We start from the raw sequence: 18,025 nt of genomic DNA on the forward strand, positions 1-18,025 counted from the left end.
ACCCGATCCGACAGCCGCTCACCAGATGACTTCAGCTGACCCGCTCTTGGCATACCAACAACAACGACCAAATTGCCCTTAAGTTACCGGTATTGAGGCTAGTGCCGTGGTCGGGACGGCCGGGTCGGGGCCGTGACACCCGCCCCGGCCGCCCGCGGGGCGGGGTGTCGCTCAGGCCCGGTCCGGCTCCGGACGACTCCAGGGCCAGTCCGCGTCGCGGCCCGCCTCCAGCAGCGACACCATGCGGAACGCCGCGTCGGACAGCCCGCCGAAGACATGCCGGTTCGCGCCGCCCGACGGGGCGTGCCCGGTCCGGTACCCGGCCAGGTTCCAGGTGTAGACGGGCACGGTGGACGGCACGGCCGCCGTGGCGTCCGCCGCGTACGAGAACGACGCCTGCTCGTCGGTCACGATCAGCACCCGGTCGTGCTTCCGGTAGTGGCGGCGCACCGCCTCCGCGGTGTTGGTACCGCCGAGGTCCCCGAAGCGCTCCAGCACCTTCAGCGCGGATTCGGCGCGCCGGAACTTCACCCGCGCACTGCTCGTGCCGAACTGCACCAGGTCCGCCTCCTCGGCCCGCAGCGCCAGCGCCGTGCCGAAGATCGCGGCGGCGTCGGCACGATTGAGCTGCGAACGGTCCGAGTGCGCCGACCACATCGATCCCGAGCGGTCCACCAGGATCAGCGTCCGCCCCGGCAGTCCGGGCACATGGGCCAGGGAGTGGCCGAGCGCCTTCTCCAGCGCGTGTGCCCAGCGCAGCGAGGGCGCGTGCTGGTACGCCGCGAGGTAGCGGAACGGGAACTGCCGGGACGCGGCGACCACCTCCGGGTCGCTGATCCTGGCCGCCACCCGCGCGGCGACCTCGTCCGAGACGCCTGCCTCGTCGAAGTTCCGCAGATTACGGACGAGCGCCATCGCGCCCATGGACGGAATCATCGCTTCCCAGGCCGCGGCGTCCATCGGTCCCTGCAGCCAGCCCGCCAGCGCCTCCCAGGTCATACCCGCGGCGGCCAGCCGGTCCGCGCCGTCCGCTCCGGTGACCACGGCCCGCCGCTCCCCGACCGGGATTTCCCTCAGTGCCTTGTGGGCCGTGAGGGTGCGGTCGGCGGCGGGCAGCACGGCCGTCTCCGGGTGGTGGCGGCGGTCGAGGGCGTACCGGAACAGCTCGCCCTGCCACGGCTTGGCCGGATCGGGCGAGGCGTGCACCAGGTTCAGGACGTCGCCGAAGCGGTAGCCCTTGGACGCGGTGTCGTACTTCAGCAGCGACCTGCCGTCGTAGAGACGGCGCACGGCGTCGGCGATGCCGCGCTTGACCGGCTTGGGCACGGCACGGCCGTAGCGCGAGGTCCAGTACCCGAGGAATTCGCCGGGCTCGTCGGCGCGCAGCAGGACGGAGTCGACGACCCGCCTGTTGGAAGGGCCGTCCTGGGCACCGGCGTCGAGGCGCGCCTTCACGTATTCGGCGGCGCCGACGAGCGAAGCGGTACGCATCTGCCCGTCACGGCGCAGCCAGTGGAGCAGACCGGCGGTCCATTCCGGATCGTCGACGGCGAGTATCCGTACCAGCTCGGCGAAGCGGTCGTCGCGCTGCTCGCCGTCCTCGTAAAAGGTCTGCTGCGAGACGAAGTTGGTGACCGCGAGCAGAAAGAGCTCGGAGCGGCCGTCGCGCAGGAAGCCCCGGCCGCCCTGATGGTTCGGTGCGGTGCGCCCGGTCGACCTCACGGGCGAGGCGGCCCGGCGGCTGTCCGAACGAGACGTGCTGGTACGGGACTTGCTGATGCGGAGGTTGAAGCGTGCCATGTGAATTCCCCCGAATTCGTTGGGAGAAGGCACAGCGAGGGGAGGGCGCCCGAGATCAGGAGCGACGACGGAATTATCCGATGCTCTGCCGAGTTGAGCTACCGGCCGAGGCCGGGCGGGACTCGAACCCGCAACCGTCGGACCCTGGAAGTATCCGTCGTCTTCGCACCGGGCACCCTCCCGGCTCTGTGCCTCCCGAGATCAGAGTCGGCGGCGGCGATTTCGTTTCAGGAAGGAGCCGCAGCCCGCGCACCGGGAGGTGCATGCAGTCATTGCTGATGCAGTTGTGGTGCCCAGAGATCCAGGTCGGCGGAACCGACGATGGCACTGCGCCGGACCGGAATCCGGTGGCGGGAGTCGAACCCCGCGGCCTTCCCCACCATGAAGAAGTAGGTCCTGCCTGCGCACCTGGGCACGAACAGGACTCTAAAGGGGAAGCCGCCTCGGACGCGAAGGATTTACGCACGCGCGTACGAGAGCATGCGCGTACGAGCCCCTGCGCGTACGAGAGCATGCGCGTACGCGTCAAAGGGGCGGCCCGTACGCCGACGGGGAACCGCGCGTGGCCGGATCCGTACGGACCCGGCCACGCGGACGGTTCGTCAGTGGCGGTTCGGCTGCCGCTTCCAGGGGCCGGTGATGGCGAGCATGATGCCCGGGTCCTGGATGTTGGCGTACAGCGTCCGGCCGTCGGGCGAGAACGTCACCCCGGTGAACTCGCTGTACTCCGGCTCCTGTTCGCTGCCGATGTTCAGCTCGTTGCGGGCGATCGGGTACGTGCGTCCGCTCCCCGTCGCCCCGAACAGGTGCTGGAGGCCATCGCCGTCCTCGGCGATGACCAGACCGCCGTACGGCGAGACGGTGATGTTGTCCGGGCCGTCGAAGGCGCCTTCCTTCGACGGATCCGCGTTCACGCCCAGCAGCACCTTCAGCGTCAGCGTGCGGCGCTTCGGCTCGTAGAACCAGACCTGGCCGTCGTGCCGGCCGGGGCTCTCCGCACGGGCGAACGAGGAGACGATGTACGCGCCGCCGTCACCCCACCACATGCCCTCCAGCTTGCGTGCACGGGTGACCTCGCCGTCCGCGAACTGCTTGCGCACCGAAACGGTCTTCGCGTCGCGATCGGGGACATCGACCCAGTCCACCCCGTACACCGTGCCGATCCGCGTGGCCCGGGACAGGTCGTCGACGAACGCCCCGTTGCGGTCGAAGCACTTGAAAGCCTGGAGCACACCGGCGTCGTCGGCGAGCGTGCGCAGCCTGCCGCGGCCGTGCCGGAAGCCGTGCGGCGGCACCCAGCGGTAGAGCAGCCCGTTGGGGCCGGAGGCGTCCTCGGTCAGGTAGGCGTGGCCGCGCCTGGGGTCGATGACGACGGCCTCATGGGCGTACCGGCCGAACGCCTTGACCGGACGCGGGTCGCGGTTGGCGCGCCGGTCGTACGGGTCGACCTCGAAGACGTAGCCGTGGTCCTTGAGCAGACCGTTCCTGCCCGCCTTGTCCTCGGTCTCCTCGCAGGTGAGCCAGGTACCCCACGGGGTGGTGCCGCCCGCGCAGTTGGTGGAGGTGCCGGCGATACCGACCCACTCGGCGGTACGGCCGCCGCGGCGGGTCTCCACGACCGTGCAGCCTCCGGCCGCGACCGGGTCGTAGACCAGACCCTCGGTGAGCGGCACGGGGTGCTCCCAGCCGGCGCGGGTGCCGCTCAGCTCGTGGTTGTTGACGAGCAGGGTGACACCGCGGGGGCCCTCGAAGGCGGCCGTGCCGTCGTGGTTGGACGGGGTGTACTCGCCGGTCTCCAGCCTGGTGACACCGCAGTGGGTGATGACCTCGTAGGAGAAACCGGCGGGCAGCGCCAGGATGCCCTTCGGGTCGGAGACCAGCGGTCCGTAGCCGGGCCCGTCCTGGTGACCGTGCCCGTGTCCATGGCCGTTGCCGTGACCGTGTCCGTCGCCGTGACCGTGCTTCGGGTCCCCGGCGGCCAGGGCGCCGGGAGCGGTGGCCAGCGCGGCGACCGTACCGGTCAGCGCGATGCCGGCACCGGTGAGGGCGGACTGTCTGGTGAATTCCCTGCGCGTGAAGGACATCACGTCACTCCTGGAACGACTGGGCGGGTTGTTGGCGCGCCCACAGTGACGCTCCTGCCCCAACTCCAGTTGAACTGCGGGCGACGCCCCGGGGCATCCTTCCTGTGCAGTTGACCGAATGCGAACGACCGAAAGTGTGCGAACGGCCGAAAGCCCTTGACCGGCTGCCGCGTTCGGGCGAACGAACGGCAGCCGCAACGGCCGGGCGGGTCCGGCCGTCACGGCTGCCGGACCCGCTCGTCACGCCATGTTCACCCCCGAGCGCCGGTCGTCGACGGCTCCTCAGGCTCCCGTCCCTGAGCGGGACTCGAGGCGTTCACGCCTCGCTCGATCGTGCGGCCTGCCTCAGCCGCCCGCGCGCGAGCGCGCCTTGAACGCCGCCTTGCGGGCCTGCTTGGCCTTCTTCTTGTCGCTGTGCAGCTGCCCCATCGCGTCGAGGACGTCCGCCGTCGCAGGGTGCTCCACCCGCCACACCTCGTCGAAGAAGCCGCTGTGCCGGTCCGCCAGGCTCTCGACGAGACCCTGGAGCTCGTCCAGGTCGCCCTCGGCCTCCAGTTGGGCCGCGATGGTGTCGACGGCGAGCCAGAAGATCATCGGCTCCGGCGGCGCGGGCACGTCCGCCGCGCCCAGCTCCACGAGCCAGACCCGGGCGAGGCCGCCCAGCTCGGGATCGTCCAGCACCGCGCGCACCGCGGGCTCCGCCTCCGCACCGACCAGGGAGAGCGCCTGCTGGCAGTGGAGCCGGCGCAGGGGCGCCTCCTGGTCCGTGCCCCGCGCCGCCGCGAGAAGTTCGGCCGCGGCACCGTCCGCGCCGCGGCGGGAGAGCCACAGTTCGGACTCGGCGCGGGCCGCCGCCTCGGGGTAGTGGGCGATGCCGCCGAGGAGCGCGTCGGCCCCCTTGTCCACGAGGTCACCGACCGCCGGGGCGTCCACCCCCGCCTCCAGCATCCGGGCCCGGATGCCGTACAGGCCGAGAGGGGTCAGCTTCACCATGCCGTACCGGGTGACGTCCTCGTCGTCGGCCTGCGGATCGGCGCCCTCGCCCTCCTCGACCAGCAACGCCTCGTCCACCGGCTGGTACTCGACGATCCCGATGGGTTCGAGGACCCGGAACTGATCGTCGAGCCGCATCATCGCCTCGGACACCTCTTCAAGGATGTCGTCGGTGGGTTCGCCCATGTCGTCCGGCACGATCACCGAGGCGGCGAGCGCGGGCAGCGGCACCGGGGGCGTCTGCGCGCCGCCGTCACCGGCGCCGTCGCCGACGGTGAGCAGGTACAGGTTGCCGAGGATCCCGTCGAGGAACTCCGCCTCGGCCTCCGGGTCCCAGTCCAGGGCGTCGAAGTCGACCGAACCGTCCTCGGAGACGAGGTCGGCCAAGTCGTCGAAGACCGGCGCGGTGGCGTCGGCGTAGGCGGCCTCCAGGCCGTCGAGCCAGATCGAGAGGACGTCCTGTGGCGAACCACCGGTGATCAGCGCCAGGCTCTCGCCCGCGGCGGCGGTCCCCTCCGCGTCAGGGCCGGCGTCCTCGTCCGGGTCCTCGACGTCGACGAGCCCCGTGTCGACCGCGAGGCGCCACGCCTCGCTCGCCTCCGCCGCGCCCTCCTCGTCCGCCGCGAGGCCGAGGTGCTCGGCCGCCGCGGGCAGCTGTGCCTCGACCAGCTCGCCACCTGCACCGACCCTGGTCTCCGGGCCCGCCCAGCGCGCGAGCCGGACGGCGCGGGCCAGCAGCGGTGCGGCGAGCGCGTCCCGCGCCAGCTCGGCTTCGGTGTGCAGCCGTACGGGCGGCAGGGTGGGGCGCTCTGCGGACATCTGGTGACTCTCCTCGGGCGTACGGGGCGTACCGGGTCAGGCGGCCCAGCGTAGACGCATTTCGTCCCATGCCGCCCGGCTCGGGCGAAGGACGACGGCGGGACTCCCGGGGCCCTTGACAACCACCCGGCGCACACACGAGATTGACGCGCGTAGATCCGTGTGGAGGTCATCGGCTCCTCTCGCCGGCCGTCGGCCCCTCGCGCGGACCACCGACCGTACGGGCTCCGGGCCCGGGCGCGCTCCCGCACCGGAGGCGGCCCAGGCCCGGGGACAACCCTGTCCGGGCGCGCTCCCGGCAACACGCGGAGTCCGCCCGTCCGCGCCGTTCCTCCCGAGCCCCCGACCTCCCTCGACACCGCCGACATCTCCCACAACCCCCGACCTCCGCCGACCTCCCTCGACGACCCTCGACATCCCGGAGCCCGTGATGCCCGCCGCATCGTCCAGAACGACCGCCGTCTCCGCCGTAGTCACCGCCGCACTCGCGGCGGGCCTGCTCACCGGCGCTGCCACCACCTCCGCATCCGCCGCCTCTCCGTCCCCCTCCGGCTCCGGCCTCTCCGGCTCCTCCGCCGACAGCCCGGTCAGGATCCACGACATCCAGGGCTCCACCCGCATATCCCCGCTCGTCGGCCGACAGGTGAGCGGTGTCACCGGCATCGTCACGGGGGTGCGGACCTACGGTTCGAAGGGCTTCTGGTTCCAGGACCCGGGTCCGGACGCCGACCCCGCCACCAGCGAGGGGATCTTCGTCTTCACCTCGTCCGCGCCGACGGTCGCGGTCGGCGACGCCGTCACGGTCTCCGGCACCGTCACCGAGTACGTCCCGGGCGGTGTCGCCTCGGGCAACCAGTCGCTCACCCAGATCGGCAAGCCCACCGTCGAGGTGGTGTCCTCCGGCAACCCGCTGCCCGCGCCGGTGACGATCTCCGCACGCTCGGTCCCCTCCCGGTACGCGCCGGCCGGAGACCCGGCGGCGGGCGGTTCCGTCAACGCGCTCCCCCTCGCTCCCTCGCGCTACGCCCTGGACCACTACGAGTCGCTGGAGGGCATGAACGTCCGGATCGGTTCCGCGCGGGTGGTCGGCGCCACCGACCCGCACTCCGAGCTGTGGGTGACGGTGAAGCCGCACGAGCACGCCAACCGGAGGGGCGGCACGGTCTACGGCTCGTACGACGCGCAGAACACCGGCCGGCTCCAGATCCAGTCGCTGGTGCCGCTCGCCGAACGTCCCTTCCCGGCCGCCGACGTCGGTGACGTGCTGTCCGGCACGACCGAGGGGCCGCTCGACTTCAACCAGTACGGCGGCTACACGCTGACCGCCCGCACACTGGGCGAGGTCACCGGCAAGGGCCTGCGCCGGGAGACGACCCGCGCGCAGCACCGCGGCGAACTGGCGGTGGCGACGTACAACGTCGAGAACCTCGACCCGGCCGATCCGCAGGAGAAGTTCGACGCGCTCGCCGCCGCGGTGGTGAACAACCTCGCCTCGCCCGACATCGTCGCGCTGGAGGAGATCCAGGACGACAACGGCGCCAAGGACGACGGCACGGTCTCCGCCGACCGCACCGTCGCGAGGTTCGCCGCCGCGATCGTGGCCGCGGGCGGCCCTGCGTACCGGTGGCGTTCCGTCGACCCGCAGGACAAGAAGGACGGCGGCGAGCCCGGTGGCAACATCCGCCAGGTGTTCCTCTTCGACCCGGAGCGGGTGTCGTTCACCGACCGCGCGGGCGGCGACGCCACGACGGCGACCGGCGTCGTGCGGGAGCGGGGCCGGGCGGCGCTGACCTACTCCCCCGGCCGGATCGACCCGGCGAACGCGGCATGGGAGAACAGCCGCAAGCCGCTCGTCGGGGAGTTCGTCTTCCGTGGCCGCACGGTCTTCGTCGTCGCCAACCACTTCGCGTCCAAGGGCGGCGACGAGTCCCTCGTCTCCCAGCACCAGCCGCCGACCCGTTCGTCCGAGGTGCAGCGGCACGCACAGGCCGGGGTCGTCAACACCTTCGTCAAGAAGCTGCTGAGCGTCCAGAAGAACGCCGACGTGCTGGTCGTCGGCGACATCAACGACTTCGAGTTCTCCGGTACGACCAAGGCGCTCACGGCCGGTGGCGTGCTGTACCCGGCCGTGAGGTCGCTGCCGCGCGCGGAGCGCTACTCGTACGTCTACCAGGGCAACAGCCAGGTCCTCGACCAGATCCTGACCAGCCCGTCGATCGACGACTTCGAGTACGACAGCGTGCACATCAACGCCGAGTTCGCCGCGCAGAACAGCGACCACGACCCGCAGGTGCTCCGCTTCCGCCCGTAAGCCGTGGCAGGGCGGTACGGCCCCGAGCCGACCGGAGCGGAACGGGACGGCGAACCGGACGGAACGGTCCTGAGCCGACCATGGCGGGCCGGGGTGGTCCCGGGCCCGTCGAGCGGTACATTTCGAGGCTGTGCAGCCCGAGCTGCCGGATGCCCGGCACGGCGGCGTCGATGTCCGCGTTGCGCTCGTCCCGGCCGTGCCGGAAGAAGTCCTGATACGCCTGCTCCCCACTCCACTGGGTGTAATGGAACAAGGTCCTTCCGCCCTCACCGGCATGGACGGTGCACGAAAGCGGTCCCGCCTGCGGCCACTCCCGGCTGTCCCACGCCTCGCGGATCGCCCCGACCGTCCGCCGTTGGCGCTCCGGAGTGCCGCCATCCCGGATGCTCGCCTTGACCGGTCCGACGTCATTGCGGGCAAGATCGGGACGGGATTCGAAACGCACACTCATGACGGGTCCTCCTGACCCGGCGCACCCGCGCGGTACGCCGCCGACGGCCACACTGCTATGTCGAGCACGCTTGAGGTCAACGGCGCTCCCGCCGCCGGAACCGATGGGACGAACGGGGCGAACCAGAAGACCAGGCGGACCAGAGGACAAACCGAGCCGGATGGCGAGCACAACCGGATGGCGAACCGGGCCGGACGACCGAATGAACCGGAAGACGGCCGGAACCGGAAGACGATCGGAGTACCGCATGAACCCGCACCTCAGGGCGATCAGCCGCAAGGAACATCTGGCATTCGTCGCGAGCAGGCCCGCCGTGAGCCATATGCAGGTTCCGTCGTGGGGCGATGTGAAACCCGACTGGCGCGCGGAGAGCATCGGCTGGTTCGAACCGGACAGCACCGGCCGGGAACAGCTCACCGGAGCGGCGCTCGTGCTCCACCGCCCGATCCCCCGGACGAGGCGCACGCTGGCCTATCTGCCGGAGGGCCCCGTCATCGACTGGAACGACCCCGACCCGGGGCGGTGGCTCGGGCCGATGCTGGCGCACCTGAAGTCGGGCGGCGCGTTCGCGGTGCGCATGGGCCCCCCGGTGATCGCCCGGTACTGGGACGCCGGGACCGTCAAGGAGGCCGTCGCGGACCCGGCGGCCCGGCGCCTGCGCGACGTACGGGCGGACGCGGACGATCCGCGGGCCGCCGCGCTCGTCGACCGGCTGCGCGGGATGGGCTGGCAACGGGGCGAGGATGACGGCGAGGACGGCTTCGCCGCCGGGCAGCCCCGTTACGTCTTCCAGGTGCCGCTCGCCGGGCGGTCGCTGGAGGAGGTCCGGACCGGTCTCAACCAGCAGTGGCGGCGCAACATCAAGAAGGCGGAGAAGGCGGGCGTCAAGGTCGACGAGGGCGGCTACGAGGACCTTCCGGTCTTCTACGAGCTGTACCGCGAGACCGCCGAGCGCGACCGCTTCGTCCCCCGCCCGCTCGGCTACTTCCAGCGCATGTGGACCGCGCTGCGCGCCGAGGACCCCGACCGCATGCGGCTCTACCTCGCCCAGCACGAGGGCGAGACACTGGCCGCCGCGACGATGCTGACCGTCGGCAACCACGTCTGGTACTCCTACGGCGCCTCGACCGCCCGCAAGCGCGAGGTCCAGCCCGGCAACGCGATCCAGTGGCGCATGATGAGCGACGCGCACGAGCGGGGCGCGGCGGTGTACGACCTGCGCGGCATCACCGACACCCTGGCCGAGGACAACCATCTGCTGGGCCTGTTGCGTTTCAAGGTCGGCACCGGCGGCCGGGCCGCCGAGTACGTCGGTGAATGGGACTACCCCATCAACAAGCTGCTCCACCGAGCCTTCACGCTCTACATGGCACGACGCTGACCCCGCGCGACGCGACACCGGCAGCGGTGCGGACCGGCCCCCGGGGGGGGGGGGGGGGGGGGGGGGCGGCCGCGGGCGGGGGGGGGCCGGGCGGGGTGTTGGGGGTGTGCCCGCGCCCCCCGGCGGGGGGGGCCCCCCCGCCGGGGGGGGGCGGCCCCCCCCCCCCCCCCCCCGGGGGCCGGTCCGCCAGGCGGACATGTTCAGTTCGTCGAGCAGCCGCACGTCGCTGCCCTCCAGCGGAAAGACGCGCGCCTCCATGCCGGTGGCCGGTGCGATCTCCAGCGTGTCGCCCTCGACGAGGTCACCGCCGGTCGGGACGGAGACCCGGGCGAGCAGCGACCGCACCGTCTGTCCCGGTTTCAGCACGACCTCCTGCGGTCCCCGGTCGGTCCCCATGTACGAGGAGGCCGGGTTCACCGGCACCGGCAGCGGGTCGCCCGCCTCGTCCAGAGCCGAACGACGGCACTTCGAAACACGCCCTAAGGGGTCCCGTAATCCGTGGTGGACCAGCGCGCGGCGTCGGATGCGGTGCATCGCAAGGCGGAGGGGTGTCCGCATACTGGATGTATGCGGATGTTCCGACAACGCGGCGAGGTGCCGCAGCTGTCGTCGCGCGCCCGCCGGGGATTACGGGACAGCCCTTAGTGCCGGGAGCGGCACTAGTTGTGGCTGTGCAGGATGTCGTTGAGACCGTCCCACACCGCGTTGTTCGGACGGGCCTCGACCGTGCCGGTGACCGAGTTGCGGCGGAAGAGGATGTTCGAGGCGCCGGAGAGCTCACGGGCCTTGACGATCTGGCCGTCCGGCATCGTGATGCGGGTGCCCGCCGTGATGTAGAGCCCGGCCTCGACGACGCACTCGTCGCCGAGCGCGATCCCGACCCCGGCCTCGGCGCCGATCAGGCAGCGCTCACCGATGACGATGCGCTCCTTGCCGCCCCCGGAGAGGGTGCCCATCGTGGAGGCGCCGCCGCCGATGTCGGAGCCGTCGCCGACCACGACGCCCGCGGAGATCCGGCCCTCGACCATCGACGTGCCCAGGGTTCCCGCGTTGAAGTTGACGAAGCCCTCGTGCATGACGGTGGTACCGGGGGCCAGGTGCGCACCGAGCCTGACCCGGTCGGCGTCGGCGATCCGAACGCCCTTCGGGGCGACGTAGTCCGTCATCCGGGGGAACTTGTCGACCGAGGTGACCTGGAGGTGCAGACCGTCGGCGCGGGCGTTCAGCCGCACCTTCTCGACGTCGTCCACGGCGACCGGGCCGAGCGAGGTCCAGGCGACGTTGACGAGGAGCCCGAAGAGGCCGTCCAGGTTCTGGCCGTGCGGCCGGACGAGACGGTGCGAAAGGAGGTGCAGACGCAGGTACGCGTCGTGGGCGTCGAGCGGCTTGTCGCCGAGCGAGGCGATGACCGTGCGTACGGCGACGACCTCGACACCGCGCCGGGCGTCCACCCCGATGGCCTTGGCGGCACCCGCACCCAGGAGGTCCACGGCCTGGTCGGGGGTGAGCCGTTCAGTCCCGGCCGGGCCGGGGGCGTCGGCGAGTTCGGGGGCGGGGAACCAGGTGTCGAGAACGGAACCGTCACCTGCGACGGTGGCGAGGCCGGCGGCGACGGCGCCGGTGGTGCGGGGAGAAGTCGTATCGCTCATGCACGAAACCTAACCGGGCATGTGCGATCGGAGCCAACCGGTCTCGCCGGGTGGTCGCGGCAAGCCCCCCGGAAGGCCGCGCCCGCACCCCGCGGGGCTCCCAGGACTCCCGGACCTTCCCCGGCCCACACTGAGTCTCCTTTGGGAACCGACTATGGCATCATGGTACCCCGAGCGCCGATCCGGGCGACGGGCCGGGAGCGGAGACCCGGAGACCCACGGAGAATCCCATGCCCCAGCGCACCAGCCTGGCCGACGCCGACTGCGCGATCGCCCGGGCGCTCGACGTCGTCGGCGACTGGTGGACCCTGCTGATCGTGCGGGACACGGCACGCGGGGTGCACCGTTTCGACGCGCTCCGGTCGGAACTGGGCGTGTCCCGCAAGGTGCTGACCGAGCGGCTGCGGCTGCTGGTCGACGCGGGCGTGCTGTCGCGCGAGCCGTACCAGGACCGGCCGCCCCGGTACGAGTACCGGCTCACCCTTCGCGGACACGCGCTGCTGCCCGTACTGATCGCGCTCCAGGACTGGGGCGACACCTGGGTCATGGGGGAAGGGGACGTGACGGCGACGGCGGCGGAGAACTCGAAGGAGGCGGCCCGGGTGCATGCCCTGGTGGGCACCCGCCTGCCCGAACTGCGCCTGCTGGACCACGACGGCGAGTGGCGCGACCCGGTCGCCGACACTCCGCACACCGTTCTGTACTGCTTTCCCGGCGCCTACGCCCGCCTCGACGCCTGTCCGCCGGGCTGGGCGGACATCCCGGGCGCGAGCGGCTGCACGCTCGAATCCTGCACGTACCGCGACCAGCTGGCCGAGTTCACGGCGGCCGGCGCGACCGTGCACGGCGTGTCCACCCAACGCCCCGACGAGCAGCGGGCGTTCGCGGCGGCGGAGCGGCTGCGCTTCCCGCTGCTCTCGGACGCCGAGCTGGATCTGACCGCGGCCCTGCGACTGCCGACCTTCCGGGCGGCCGGTGTCAGCCGGCTGAAGCGGCTGACGCTGGTGGTCGACCGGGACCGGACGATCCGCGAGGCGCTGTACCCGGTCACGGACATCGAGGCGAGCGTACGGGCGGCGCTGCGGGCCGTACGAGGAGCGGCCCGGCCGGACGAGTAACGACCTGGGGAACAAGAGGGAGTGGATCAGCGAGCGGCGTCATGCGGCTTCGAATCCAGGGCGGAGGAGGGAGGCGGATGGGGCCTCCCCTGCTCGAAAGCAGCTGAGAGCTCGGGGAAGGAGCGTCGGTGACCGACGACAACGCGGGGGGGCGGAGTCGCATGACACCGGGAGCCCGCTCCCTCTTGCCCCCAGGTCGTGAGAAGGTCGCGCGCATGGGCGGGGCGGGCCGGGCCGCCGCCGTGCGCCACACGCCGGGCCGTGAACCGGGCAGTCGACGGGCAGCCGCCGCGATCGGCGCGCACCGAACACCGCACACCACACATCGGCAACACACCATGCGCCGAGGACCGGTCAGCCGACGACGCGCCCCATCATCTCCCGCGTGTACGCCTCGTCGTACTCCCCACCGGTGAGCAGCACCTGCAGGCAGATCCCGTCCATGAGCGCGATCAGCGCACGCGCCGTGGCCGGATCGGCGCGCCGGGACAGCAGCTCGGCCGCGCCGTCGGTCCACTCGGCGGCGACGGGCCGCAGCGCGGGTCTGCGGAGTGCGGCGAGGTACAGCTCGTACTCCAGCTCCGCGCGTCCCCGCCCGGCGCGGAAGTATTCCCCCAGCAGCCGGGCCAGTTCCTCGGCGAGGTCGGCCGCGGGGTCGGCGAGGGCCCGGCTCTCCCGCATGACCTTCGCGAAGTTCTCGTTCGACCGGCGCAGCGCGGCGATCAACAGCTCGTCCAGCGAGGCGAAGTGATACGTCGTCGAGCCCAGCGGCACATCGGCCTCGGCGGCGACGGAACGGTGGCTGAGGCCCGCGATGCCCTTGGCGCCGACCACGCGGATCGCGGCGTCGATGATGCGATCACGCCGCTCGGGGTCGTACCGGCGGGCCATCAGTGGGCCCCGCCCAGGTTCAGCACCACCACTCCGGCGATGACGAGCGCTATGCCCGCGAGCTTGACCGGGCCGCCGGACTCCCCCATGAAGAGGATGCCGATGGCGGCGACCGCGGCGGTGCCGATACCGGCCCAGATCGCATAGGCGGTCCCCACCGAGAGCGTCTTCAACGCCCGGGCGAGCAGCGTGAAGGCGGTGAGGTAGCCCACGACGGTGATCAGTGAGGGCCACAGCCGGGTGAAGCCCTCGCTGTACTTCATCGCCGTCGTGCCGGCGACCTCCGCCACGATCGCCGCGGCAAGCAGTCCGTAACCCATGTGTACGAGTGTACGCATCGCCGCTCTTCGTACGGTACGACGACTTCTCGCCGATGGGGGGCTACGGTGTCCCGGACCGGGGCACGGACGGCGGCAACGGACACGAGACACGACGGAGCAGCAGTGACGCAGGACGCAGGGTGGGGTGGCGGGGCGCCGTACGGCGGAGCGCCCTACGGAGGACCGCCGGGTTGGGGTGGCTGGATGCCGCCGCCGAAGCCCGGGGTGATACCGCTGGCGCCCCTGAAGCTCGCGGACATGCTCGGGGGCGCCTTCGGCACGACGGGCCGTTACTGGAAGCAGCTGCTCGGGGTCGGCGGGGCCGCGTACGGCGGGACGCTGGCCGTCGTGGCGGTGACGGCCCTGATCGCGTACGCGGCGGCCGGTGAGCACCTGCGTCGGCTCCTGGAGCTCAGCGCGGACGAGGATCCGGCGACGGGCGATGTCGTACCGGTGCTGACCGGTCTGGGCGCCGTCTGGCTGGTCGGCGTGGTCACCTTCGTGCTGGCGACGGCCCTGGTCTACGCGGCGGTGCCGGCCGTCCTCCAGGAAGCGGTGCTGGGCAGGCCGACGACCTTCTCCGCCGTCTGGCGCCGGGCCTGGTCCCGCGTACCGTCGGTGGCCGGGACGGTGATCCTCGTGTCCCTGGTCGTGATGATCCCCGTCGTGCTCGCGATGGTGGGCTTCGTCGCCCTCATGGTCAGTGTGATCACCCTGTCGGACAGCGGCGGCGCCGCCGTGCTGTGGTCCGCCCTCGGGCTCCTGGGCGCCCTCGCCACCGCGCCGCCGGCCGTCTGGCTCTGGGTGAAGTTCAGCCTGGCCCCGTCTGCCGTGGTCTTCGAGGGTCTGCGACCGGTGGCGGCCATGCGCCGCTCGGCGCAGTTGGTGCGCGGCGACTGGTGGCGGATCTTCGGAATCGCTCTGCTGGCCTTCGCCATGGCCGCGGTGGCGAGCTACATGATCCAGATGCCGTTCTCGTTCCTCGGCATGTTCTCCGGCGCCATCGGCGGCGCGGCCCTCGACGAGGACCCGAACCCCGCCTCGATCGTCCTCGCCATGAGCGGCTACATGGTGCTCATGCTGCTGGGGCAGCTGGTCGGCCAGTTCATCTCGGCGACGTTCCCCCAGCTGGTGATCGGGCTTCTCTACGTCGACCGGCGCATGCGTACGGAGAATCTGGGCCCGGTCCTGGCCGAGGCGGCGGCCGCCGCGCCGGCCCCGTACGGCCCGCACGGCCCGTAGCGGTGCTCGCGGGGCCCGGGGTCCGGCGCCCGGCACTTCCGACCGGCCTCCGGCCCGGCCCTGGTCGCCAGGGACCGGGCCGGTGCCCGTCGTGCCGTCAGTCGCCGACGGTGAACCGGACGGCGCGCGACTTCTTCCATTCGGCGTGGTCGAGGTCCTTCGCCTCCGTGCCGTCCCCGTACAGATCGGCCGACCCCGAGTCCGTGATCAGCTGGACGCGGGCGCCAGGCACCGTCAGGTCCGGGACGTCGACGACGGCCTCCCAGCCGCCCGGGTCGCCGGTGGGCAGGTCCAGCCGCTTGACCGGGGCGTGGGCGGCGACCCCGTCCCAGCTGTAGAGGGCGTACGCGTCGGAGTTGTCGTCGGCCGCCCAGGAACCGGCCACGATCAGGTACTGGTCGGCGGCGTTCTTCCGGATGTCACGGATGCTGAGCCCACCGAGGTCCAGCTCGATCGGCGTGCCGACGACCGCCTTCGCCCCGCCGCCGACCACCCTGTCGAAGTTGGTGACGGGCACGATCAGCGCCTTGCCGCCCGCCTTCGGCGGCACGAGCGGAGCCCGGAAGCCCAGGTACGCGGTGGTCGTGGAGCCGGGCGCGAACTCCAGGCCCTCGATGTTGAACCCGTCGATCTGCTTGGGTACCTCGCCGTCCGCCGTCCCCGCCGCGAATCCGAACCGGTCGCCGTGCGCCTCGTCCCAGGCGACGAGGTCGTCCCGGAGCCTCTTGTACGAGCCGCCCACCGTCAGCCGGGTGCCGGCCCCCGTCCCGGTCACCTTCGTGGTGAACACCGTGTTGCGGTCGGCCTTGTACTCGCCGCTCTTGTTGTTGCCGAGCGAACCGGTCCAGTAGATGGTGTTCCCGACCCGGGCCGCGGCCTCGATGTCGATCTCCTTCGACACCCCGAGCTCCGGGCCGACGTCCCAGCTCCTGACCGGCGCGCCGGAGGCGGAACGGTCGTACAGGCGCAGCGTGTTGGACTCGTCGTCGGCGACGACCGCGTAGCCGCCGCCGACGTCCACGGCGGCCGAGGCGTCCGACGAACCGGTGAGGTAGCGCGTGTCGGCGGCGTCCCGCACGGCGGCCGACGCCGCGTAGTGCAGCTTCTTGGTGGCGGTCTTGCCGCCGAGTCCGGTGACCTTGATCGTGAGGTCGGTGAAGCCGCGCCCGCGGGCGGCGACGGACAGCATCCGGGTGGTGCCCGTCCCGGTCACGGTCACATCGCCGGCCGCGGCGACGGACGGCTTGGAGCTGGCGGACGCCGCCACCGTGAGCGCCCCGGCGTCGGCCCCGCTCTGCGCGACGGTGACGGTGACCACGGGGTCGCCGGTCGCGCCGACGGCGCCGGAGAGGTAGGAGACCGGGAGCCCGATGGTCGGCGTCCCGTAACTCGCGGCGTGCGCGGGGGCGTTCGTCCCGAGGGCGGTCAGCGCGAGAACGGCGCCCGCGGCGGCGGCCGTCCGACGGTTCCATAACGAAGACGTGTGCAGCACGGCATGCCTCTCGTCGGCGTGGAAGGTGCGGAAAGGCTCCGATACCCGCGACAACACCGGGCACACACCGAGCAGACTTCGGGCGTACGCTCCGTGTCCGGTTCGGCGCGCCGGTACCGGCCGTCGGCACCGGGCGCCACGGCAGCGCTGTTGCGAGCACATCGCACCTGGTCACAGGGCGTACGAGGGCTGTAGCCGCAATCGGATCCGTGTGCCACCGTGAACCGTATGGAGGGGAATGGGCACACTCACGCACACGACCGCCACGAGCACGGACAGCGCCCCGGCCACGGCCACGACGGCCGACACGGCCACGCGAAGAGCCATAGGCACGGCCACGGCCACCCGCCCGGCGAGGCCGGACACCGGCCCGGTCACGGCGTCTCCCGCGCCGCGCGTCCGCGGCACCGGCTCGCGCACCTCGTCACGCCGCACGGCCACGAAGCGGCCGACAAGGTCGACACGGCGATGGAGGCCTCCCGCGCGGGCATGCGCACGCTATGGATCTCGCTGGTCGTCCTCGGTGCCACGACCGTCGTCCAGGCCGCCGTCGTCGCTCTGTCGGGGTCGGTGGCCCTGCTGGGCGACAGCGTCCACAACGCCGCCGACGCGCTGACCGCCGTCCCGCTGGGGATCGCCTTCCTCCTCGGCCGACGGGCGGCGAACCACCGCTACACCTACGGCTACGGCCGGGCGGAGGACCTGGCCGGCGTCCTGATCGTCGCGACCATCGCCGCCTCCGCCGTCCTGGCCGCCGGCGCGGCGGTGGACCGGCTGCTCCACCCCCGCGACATCACCCACCTGTGGGCCGTCTCCGCCGCCGCGCTCATCGGTTTCATCGGCAACGAATGGGTGGCTCGCTACCGCATCCGCACCGGGCGCCGCATCGGCTCCGCCGCGTTGGTCGCCGACGGCCTGCACGCCCGGACCGACGGATTCACCTCGCTGGCCGTCCTGCTGGGCACCGGCGGCGCGGCACTCGGCCTGCCCGCCGCCGATCCCGCGATCGGCCTGCTCATCGCCGTGGCCATCCTGATGGTCCTCAAGGACGCCGCCCGCGAGGTCTGCCGGCGTCTGATGGACTCCGTCGACCCCGGCCTCGTCACCGCCGCCCACTCCGCCCTGCGCAGCGTCGACGGCGTACTGGACACGGGGCGCGTACGGATGCGGTGGATCGGCCATGAGCTGCGCGCCGAGACCGAGGTCGTCGTCGATCCGCGGCTGACCGTCGTCGAGGCCCACCGCATCGCCGTCGCCGCCGAGCACGCCCTCATCCACGCCGTGCCCCGGCTGACCGCCGCGACCGTGCACGTGGACCACGCCCCTGTCGCGGGAGACCCGCACGCCGCCCTCGCCCACCACGGCGAACGGCCCCCGGTATGAACCGGAGGCCGTTCGTCGGTCGGCACGGATGTCACGCGCCCCGCGGTGCCACATCGTGCGATGCGCCGCGGTACCGAACGCCGTGACGCGT

Annotated in this window: 13 protein-coding genes; 5 read left to right on the top strand and 8 right to left on the bottom strand. The window is 72.2% G+C overall.

The window, feature by feature from the left end; translation table 11 throughout:
• Positions 1–171: 171 nt before the first annotated feature.
• The 4 genes from ACFYXM_RS00005 to ACFYXM_RS00020 form a co-directional block, all read right to left on the bottom strand.
• Positions 172–1,800 carry a TROVE domain-containing protein gene (locus ACFYXM_RS00005; protein ID WP_389285334.1) on the bottom strand — a complete coding sequence of 543 codons (1,629 nt, stop codon included), beginning with the start codon at positions 1,798–1,800 and terminating at the stop codon, positions 172–174.
• A 269-nt stretch (positions 1,801–2,069) separates the two neighbouring features.
• Positions 2,070–2,216 carry a hypothetical protein gene (locus ACFYXM_RS00010; RefSeq protein WP_389285336.1) on the bottom strand — a complete coding sequence of 49 codons (147 nt, stop codon included), beginning with the start codon at positions 2,214–2,216 and terminating at the stop codon, positions 2,070–2,072.
• 186 nt (positions 2,217–2,402) lie between these two features.
• Positions 2,403–3,884: an alkaline phosphatase PhoX gene (locus ACFYXM_RS00015; protein WP_389285338.1), complete on the bottom strand. Its 1,482-nt coding sequence runs from the start codon at positions 3,882–3,884 to the stop codon at positions 2,403–2,405.
• A gap of 345 nt (positions 3,885–4,229) precedes the next feature.
• Positions 4,230–5,696 carry a hypothetical protein gene (locus ACFYXM_RS00020; protein WP_389285340.1) on the bottom strand — a complete coding sequence of 489 codons (1,467 nt, stop codon included), beginning with the start codon at positions 5,694–5,696 and terminating at the stop codon, positions 4,230–4,232.
• A 430-nt stretch (positions 5,697–6,126) separates the two neighbouring features.
• On the opposite strand from ACFYXM_RS00020, the gene ACFYXM_RS00025 reads away from it, so the two are divergent.
• Positions 6,127–8,007, top strand: a complete 1,881-nt coding sequence (locus tag ACFYXM_RS00025) for an endonuclease/exonuclease/phosphatase family protein (protein ID WP_389285341.1) — start codon at positions 6,127–6,129, stop codon at positions 8,005–8,007.
• A 698-nt stretch (positions 8,008–8,705) separates the two neighbouring features.
• The gene (locus ACFYXM_RS00030; RefSeq protein ID WP_389285342.1) at positions 8,706–9,839 is read left to right on the top strand and encodes a lipid II:glycine glycyltransferase FemX; all 1,134 of its coding nucleotides are present in this window, start codon (positions 8,706–8,708) and stop codon (positions 9,837–9,839) included.
• A 659-nt stretch (positions 9,840–10,498) separates the two neighbouring features.
• Here the strand turns inward: ACFYXM_RS00030 and dapD are convergent.
• Positions 10,499–11,488, bottom strand: coding sequence for a 2,3,4,5-tetrahydropyridine-2,6-dicarboxylate N-succinyltransferase (gene dapD / locus ACFYXM_RS00035; RefSeq protein ID WP_389285344.1), 990 nt, complete (start codon positions 11,486–11,488; stop codon positions 10,499–10,501).
• A gap of 230 nt (positions 11,489–11,718) precedes the next feature.
• On the opposite strand from dapD, the gene ACFYXM_RS00040 reads away from it, so the two are divergent.
• Positions 11,719–12,606 carry a winged helix-turn-helix transcriptional regulator gene (locus ACFYXM_RS00040; RefSeq protein WP_389285346.1) on the top strand — a complete coding sequence of 296 codons (888 nt, stop codon included), beginning with the start codon at positions 11,719–11,721 and terminating at the stop codon, positions 12,604–12,606.
• Positions 12,607–12,960: 354 nt separating this feature from the next.
• Here the strand turns inward: ACFYXM_RS00040 and ACFYXM_RS00045 are convergent, their stop codons facing one another.
• Positions 12,961–13,497, bottom strand: a complete 537-nt coding sequence (locus ACFYXM_RS00045; RefSeq protein ID WP_389285348.1) for a TetR/AcrR family transcriptional regulator — start codon at positions 13,495–13,497, stop codon at positions 12,961–12,963.
• Positions 13,497–13,817, bottom strand: a complete 321-nt coding sequence (locus tag ACFYXM_RS00050) for a multidrug efflux SMR transporter (RefSeq protein ID WP_073788533.1) — start codon at positions 13,815–13,817, stop codon at positions 13,497–13,499. Before ACFYXM_RS00050 ends, ACFYXM_RS00045 begins: the two co-directional genes overlap by 1 nt.
• Positions 13,818–14,021: 204 nt before the next feature.
• Between ACFYXM_RS00050 and ACFYXM_RS00055 the strand changes: the two genes are divergently transcribed.
• The gene (locus tag ACFYXM_RS00055; RefSeq protein WP_389285350.1) at positions 14,022–15,059 is read left to right on the top strand and encodes a hypothetical protein; all 1,038 of its coding nucleotides are present in this window, start codon (positions 14,022–14,024) and stop codon (positions 15,057–15,059) included.
• Between the two features lie 97 nt (positions 15,060–15,156).
• Here ACFYXM_RS00055 and ACFYXM_RS00060 read toward each other — a convergent pair whose 3' ends face one another.
• Complete coding sequence (locus ACFYXM_RS00060; protein ID WP_389285352.1) at positions 15,157–16,551, bottom strand: hypothetical protein; 1,395 nt, start codon at positions 16,549–16,551, stop codon at positions 15,157–15,159.
• 228 nt (positions 16,552–16,779) lie between these two features.
• Here ACFYXM_RS00060 and ACFYXM_RS00065 point away from each other — a divergent pair, with 228 nt between their 5' ends.
• Positions 16,780–17,934, top strand: coding sequence for a cation diffusion facilitator family transporter (locus ACFYXM_RS00065; protein ID WP_389285354.1), 1,155 nt, complete (start codon positions 16,780–16,782; stop codon positions 17,932–17,934).
• Positions 17,935–18,025 lie beyond the last annotated feature (91 nt).

This window comes from Streptomyces sp. NPDC002476 (assembly GCF_042889785.1).
In the GTDB taxonomy this organism is placed as follows: domain Bacteria; phylum Actinomycetota; class Actinomycetes; order Streptomycetales; family Streptomycetaceae; genus Streptomyces.

What these genes read in the sequence shown, in the direction of transcription:
- ACFYXM_RS00030 (WP_389285342.1), top strand. Translation starts at nt 8,706, where the DNA reads ATGAACCCGCACCTCAGGGCGATCAGCCGCAAGGAACATCTGGCATTC.
- ACFYXM_RS00025 (WP_389285341.1), top strand. Translation starts at nt 6,127, where the DNA reads ATGCCCGCCGCATCGTCCAGAACGACCGCCGTCTCCGCCGTAGTCACC.
- dapD (WP_389285344.1), bottom strand. Translation starts at nt 11,488, where the DNA reads ATGAGCGATACGACTTCTCCCCGCACCACCGGCGCCGTCGCCGCCGGC.
- ACFYXM_RS00015 (WP_389285338.1), bottom strand. Translation starts at nt 3,884, where the DNA reads ATGTCCTTCACGCGCAGGGAATTCACCAGACAGTCCGCCCTCACCGGT.
- ACFYXM_RS00045 (WP_389285348.1), bottom strand. Translation starts at nt 13,497, where the DNA reads ATGGCCCGCCGGTACGACCCCGAGCGGCGTGATCGCATCATCGACGCC.
- ACFYXM_RS00005 (WP_389285334.1), bottom strand. Translation starts at nt 1,800, where the DNA reads ATGGCACGCTTCAACCTCCGCATCAGCAAGTCCCGTACCAGCACGTCT.
- ACFYXM_RS00020 (WP_389285340.1), bottom strand. Translation starts at nt 5,696, where the DNA reads ATGTCCGCAGAGCGCCCCACCCTGCCGCCCGTACGGCTGCACACCGAA.
- ACFYXM_RS00040 (WP_389285346.1), top strand. Translation starts at nt 11,719, where the DNA reads ATGCCCCAGCGCACCAGCCTGGCCGACGCCGACTGCGCGATCGCCCGG.
- ACFYXM_RS00065 (WP_389285354.1), top strand. Translation starts at nt 16,780, where the DNA reads ATGGAGGGGAATGGGCACACTCACGCACACGACCGCCACGAGCACGGA.
- ACFYXM_RS00050 (WP_073788533.1), bottom strand. Translation starts at nt 13,817, where the DNA reads ATGGGTTACGGACTGCTTGCCGCGGCGATCGTGGCGGAGGTCGCCGGC.
- ACFYXM_RS00055 (WP_389285350.1), top strand. Translation starts at nt 14,022, where the DNA reads ATGCCGCCGCCGAAGCCCGGGGTGATACCGCTGGCGCCCCTGAAGCTC.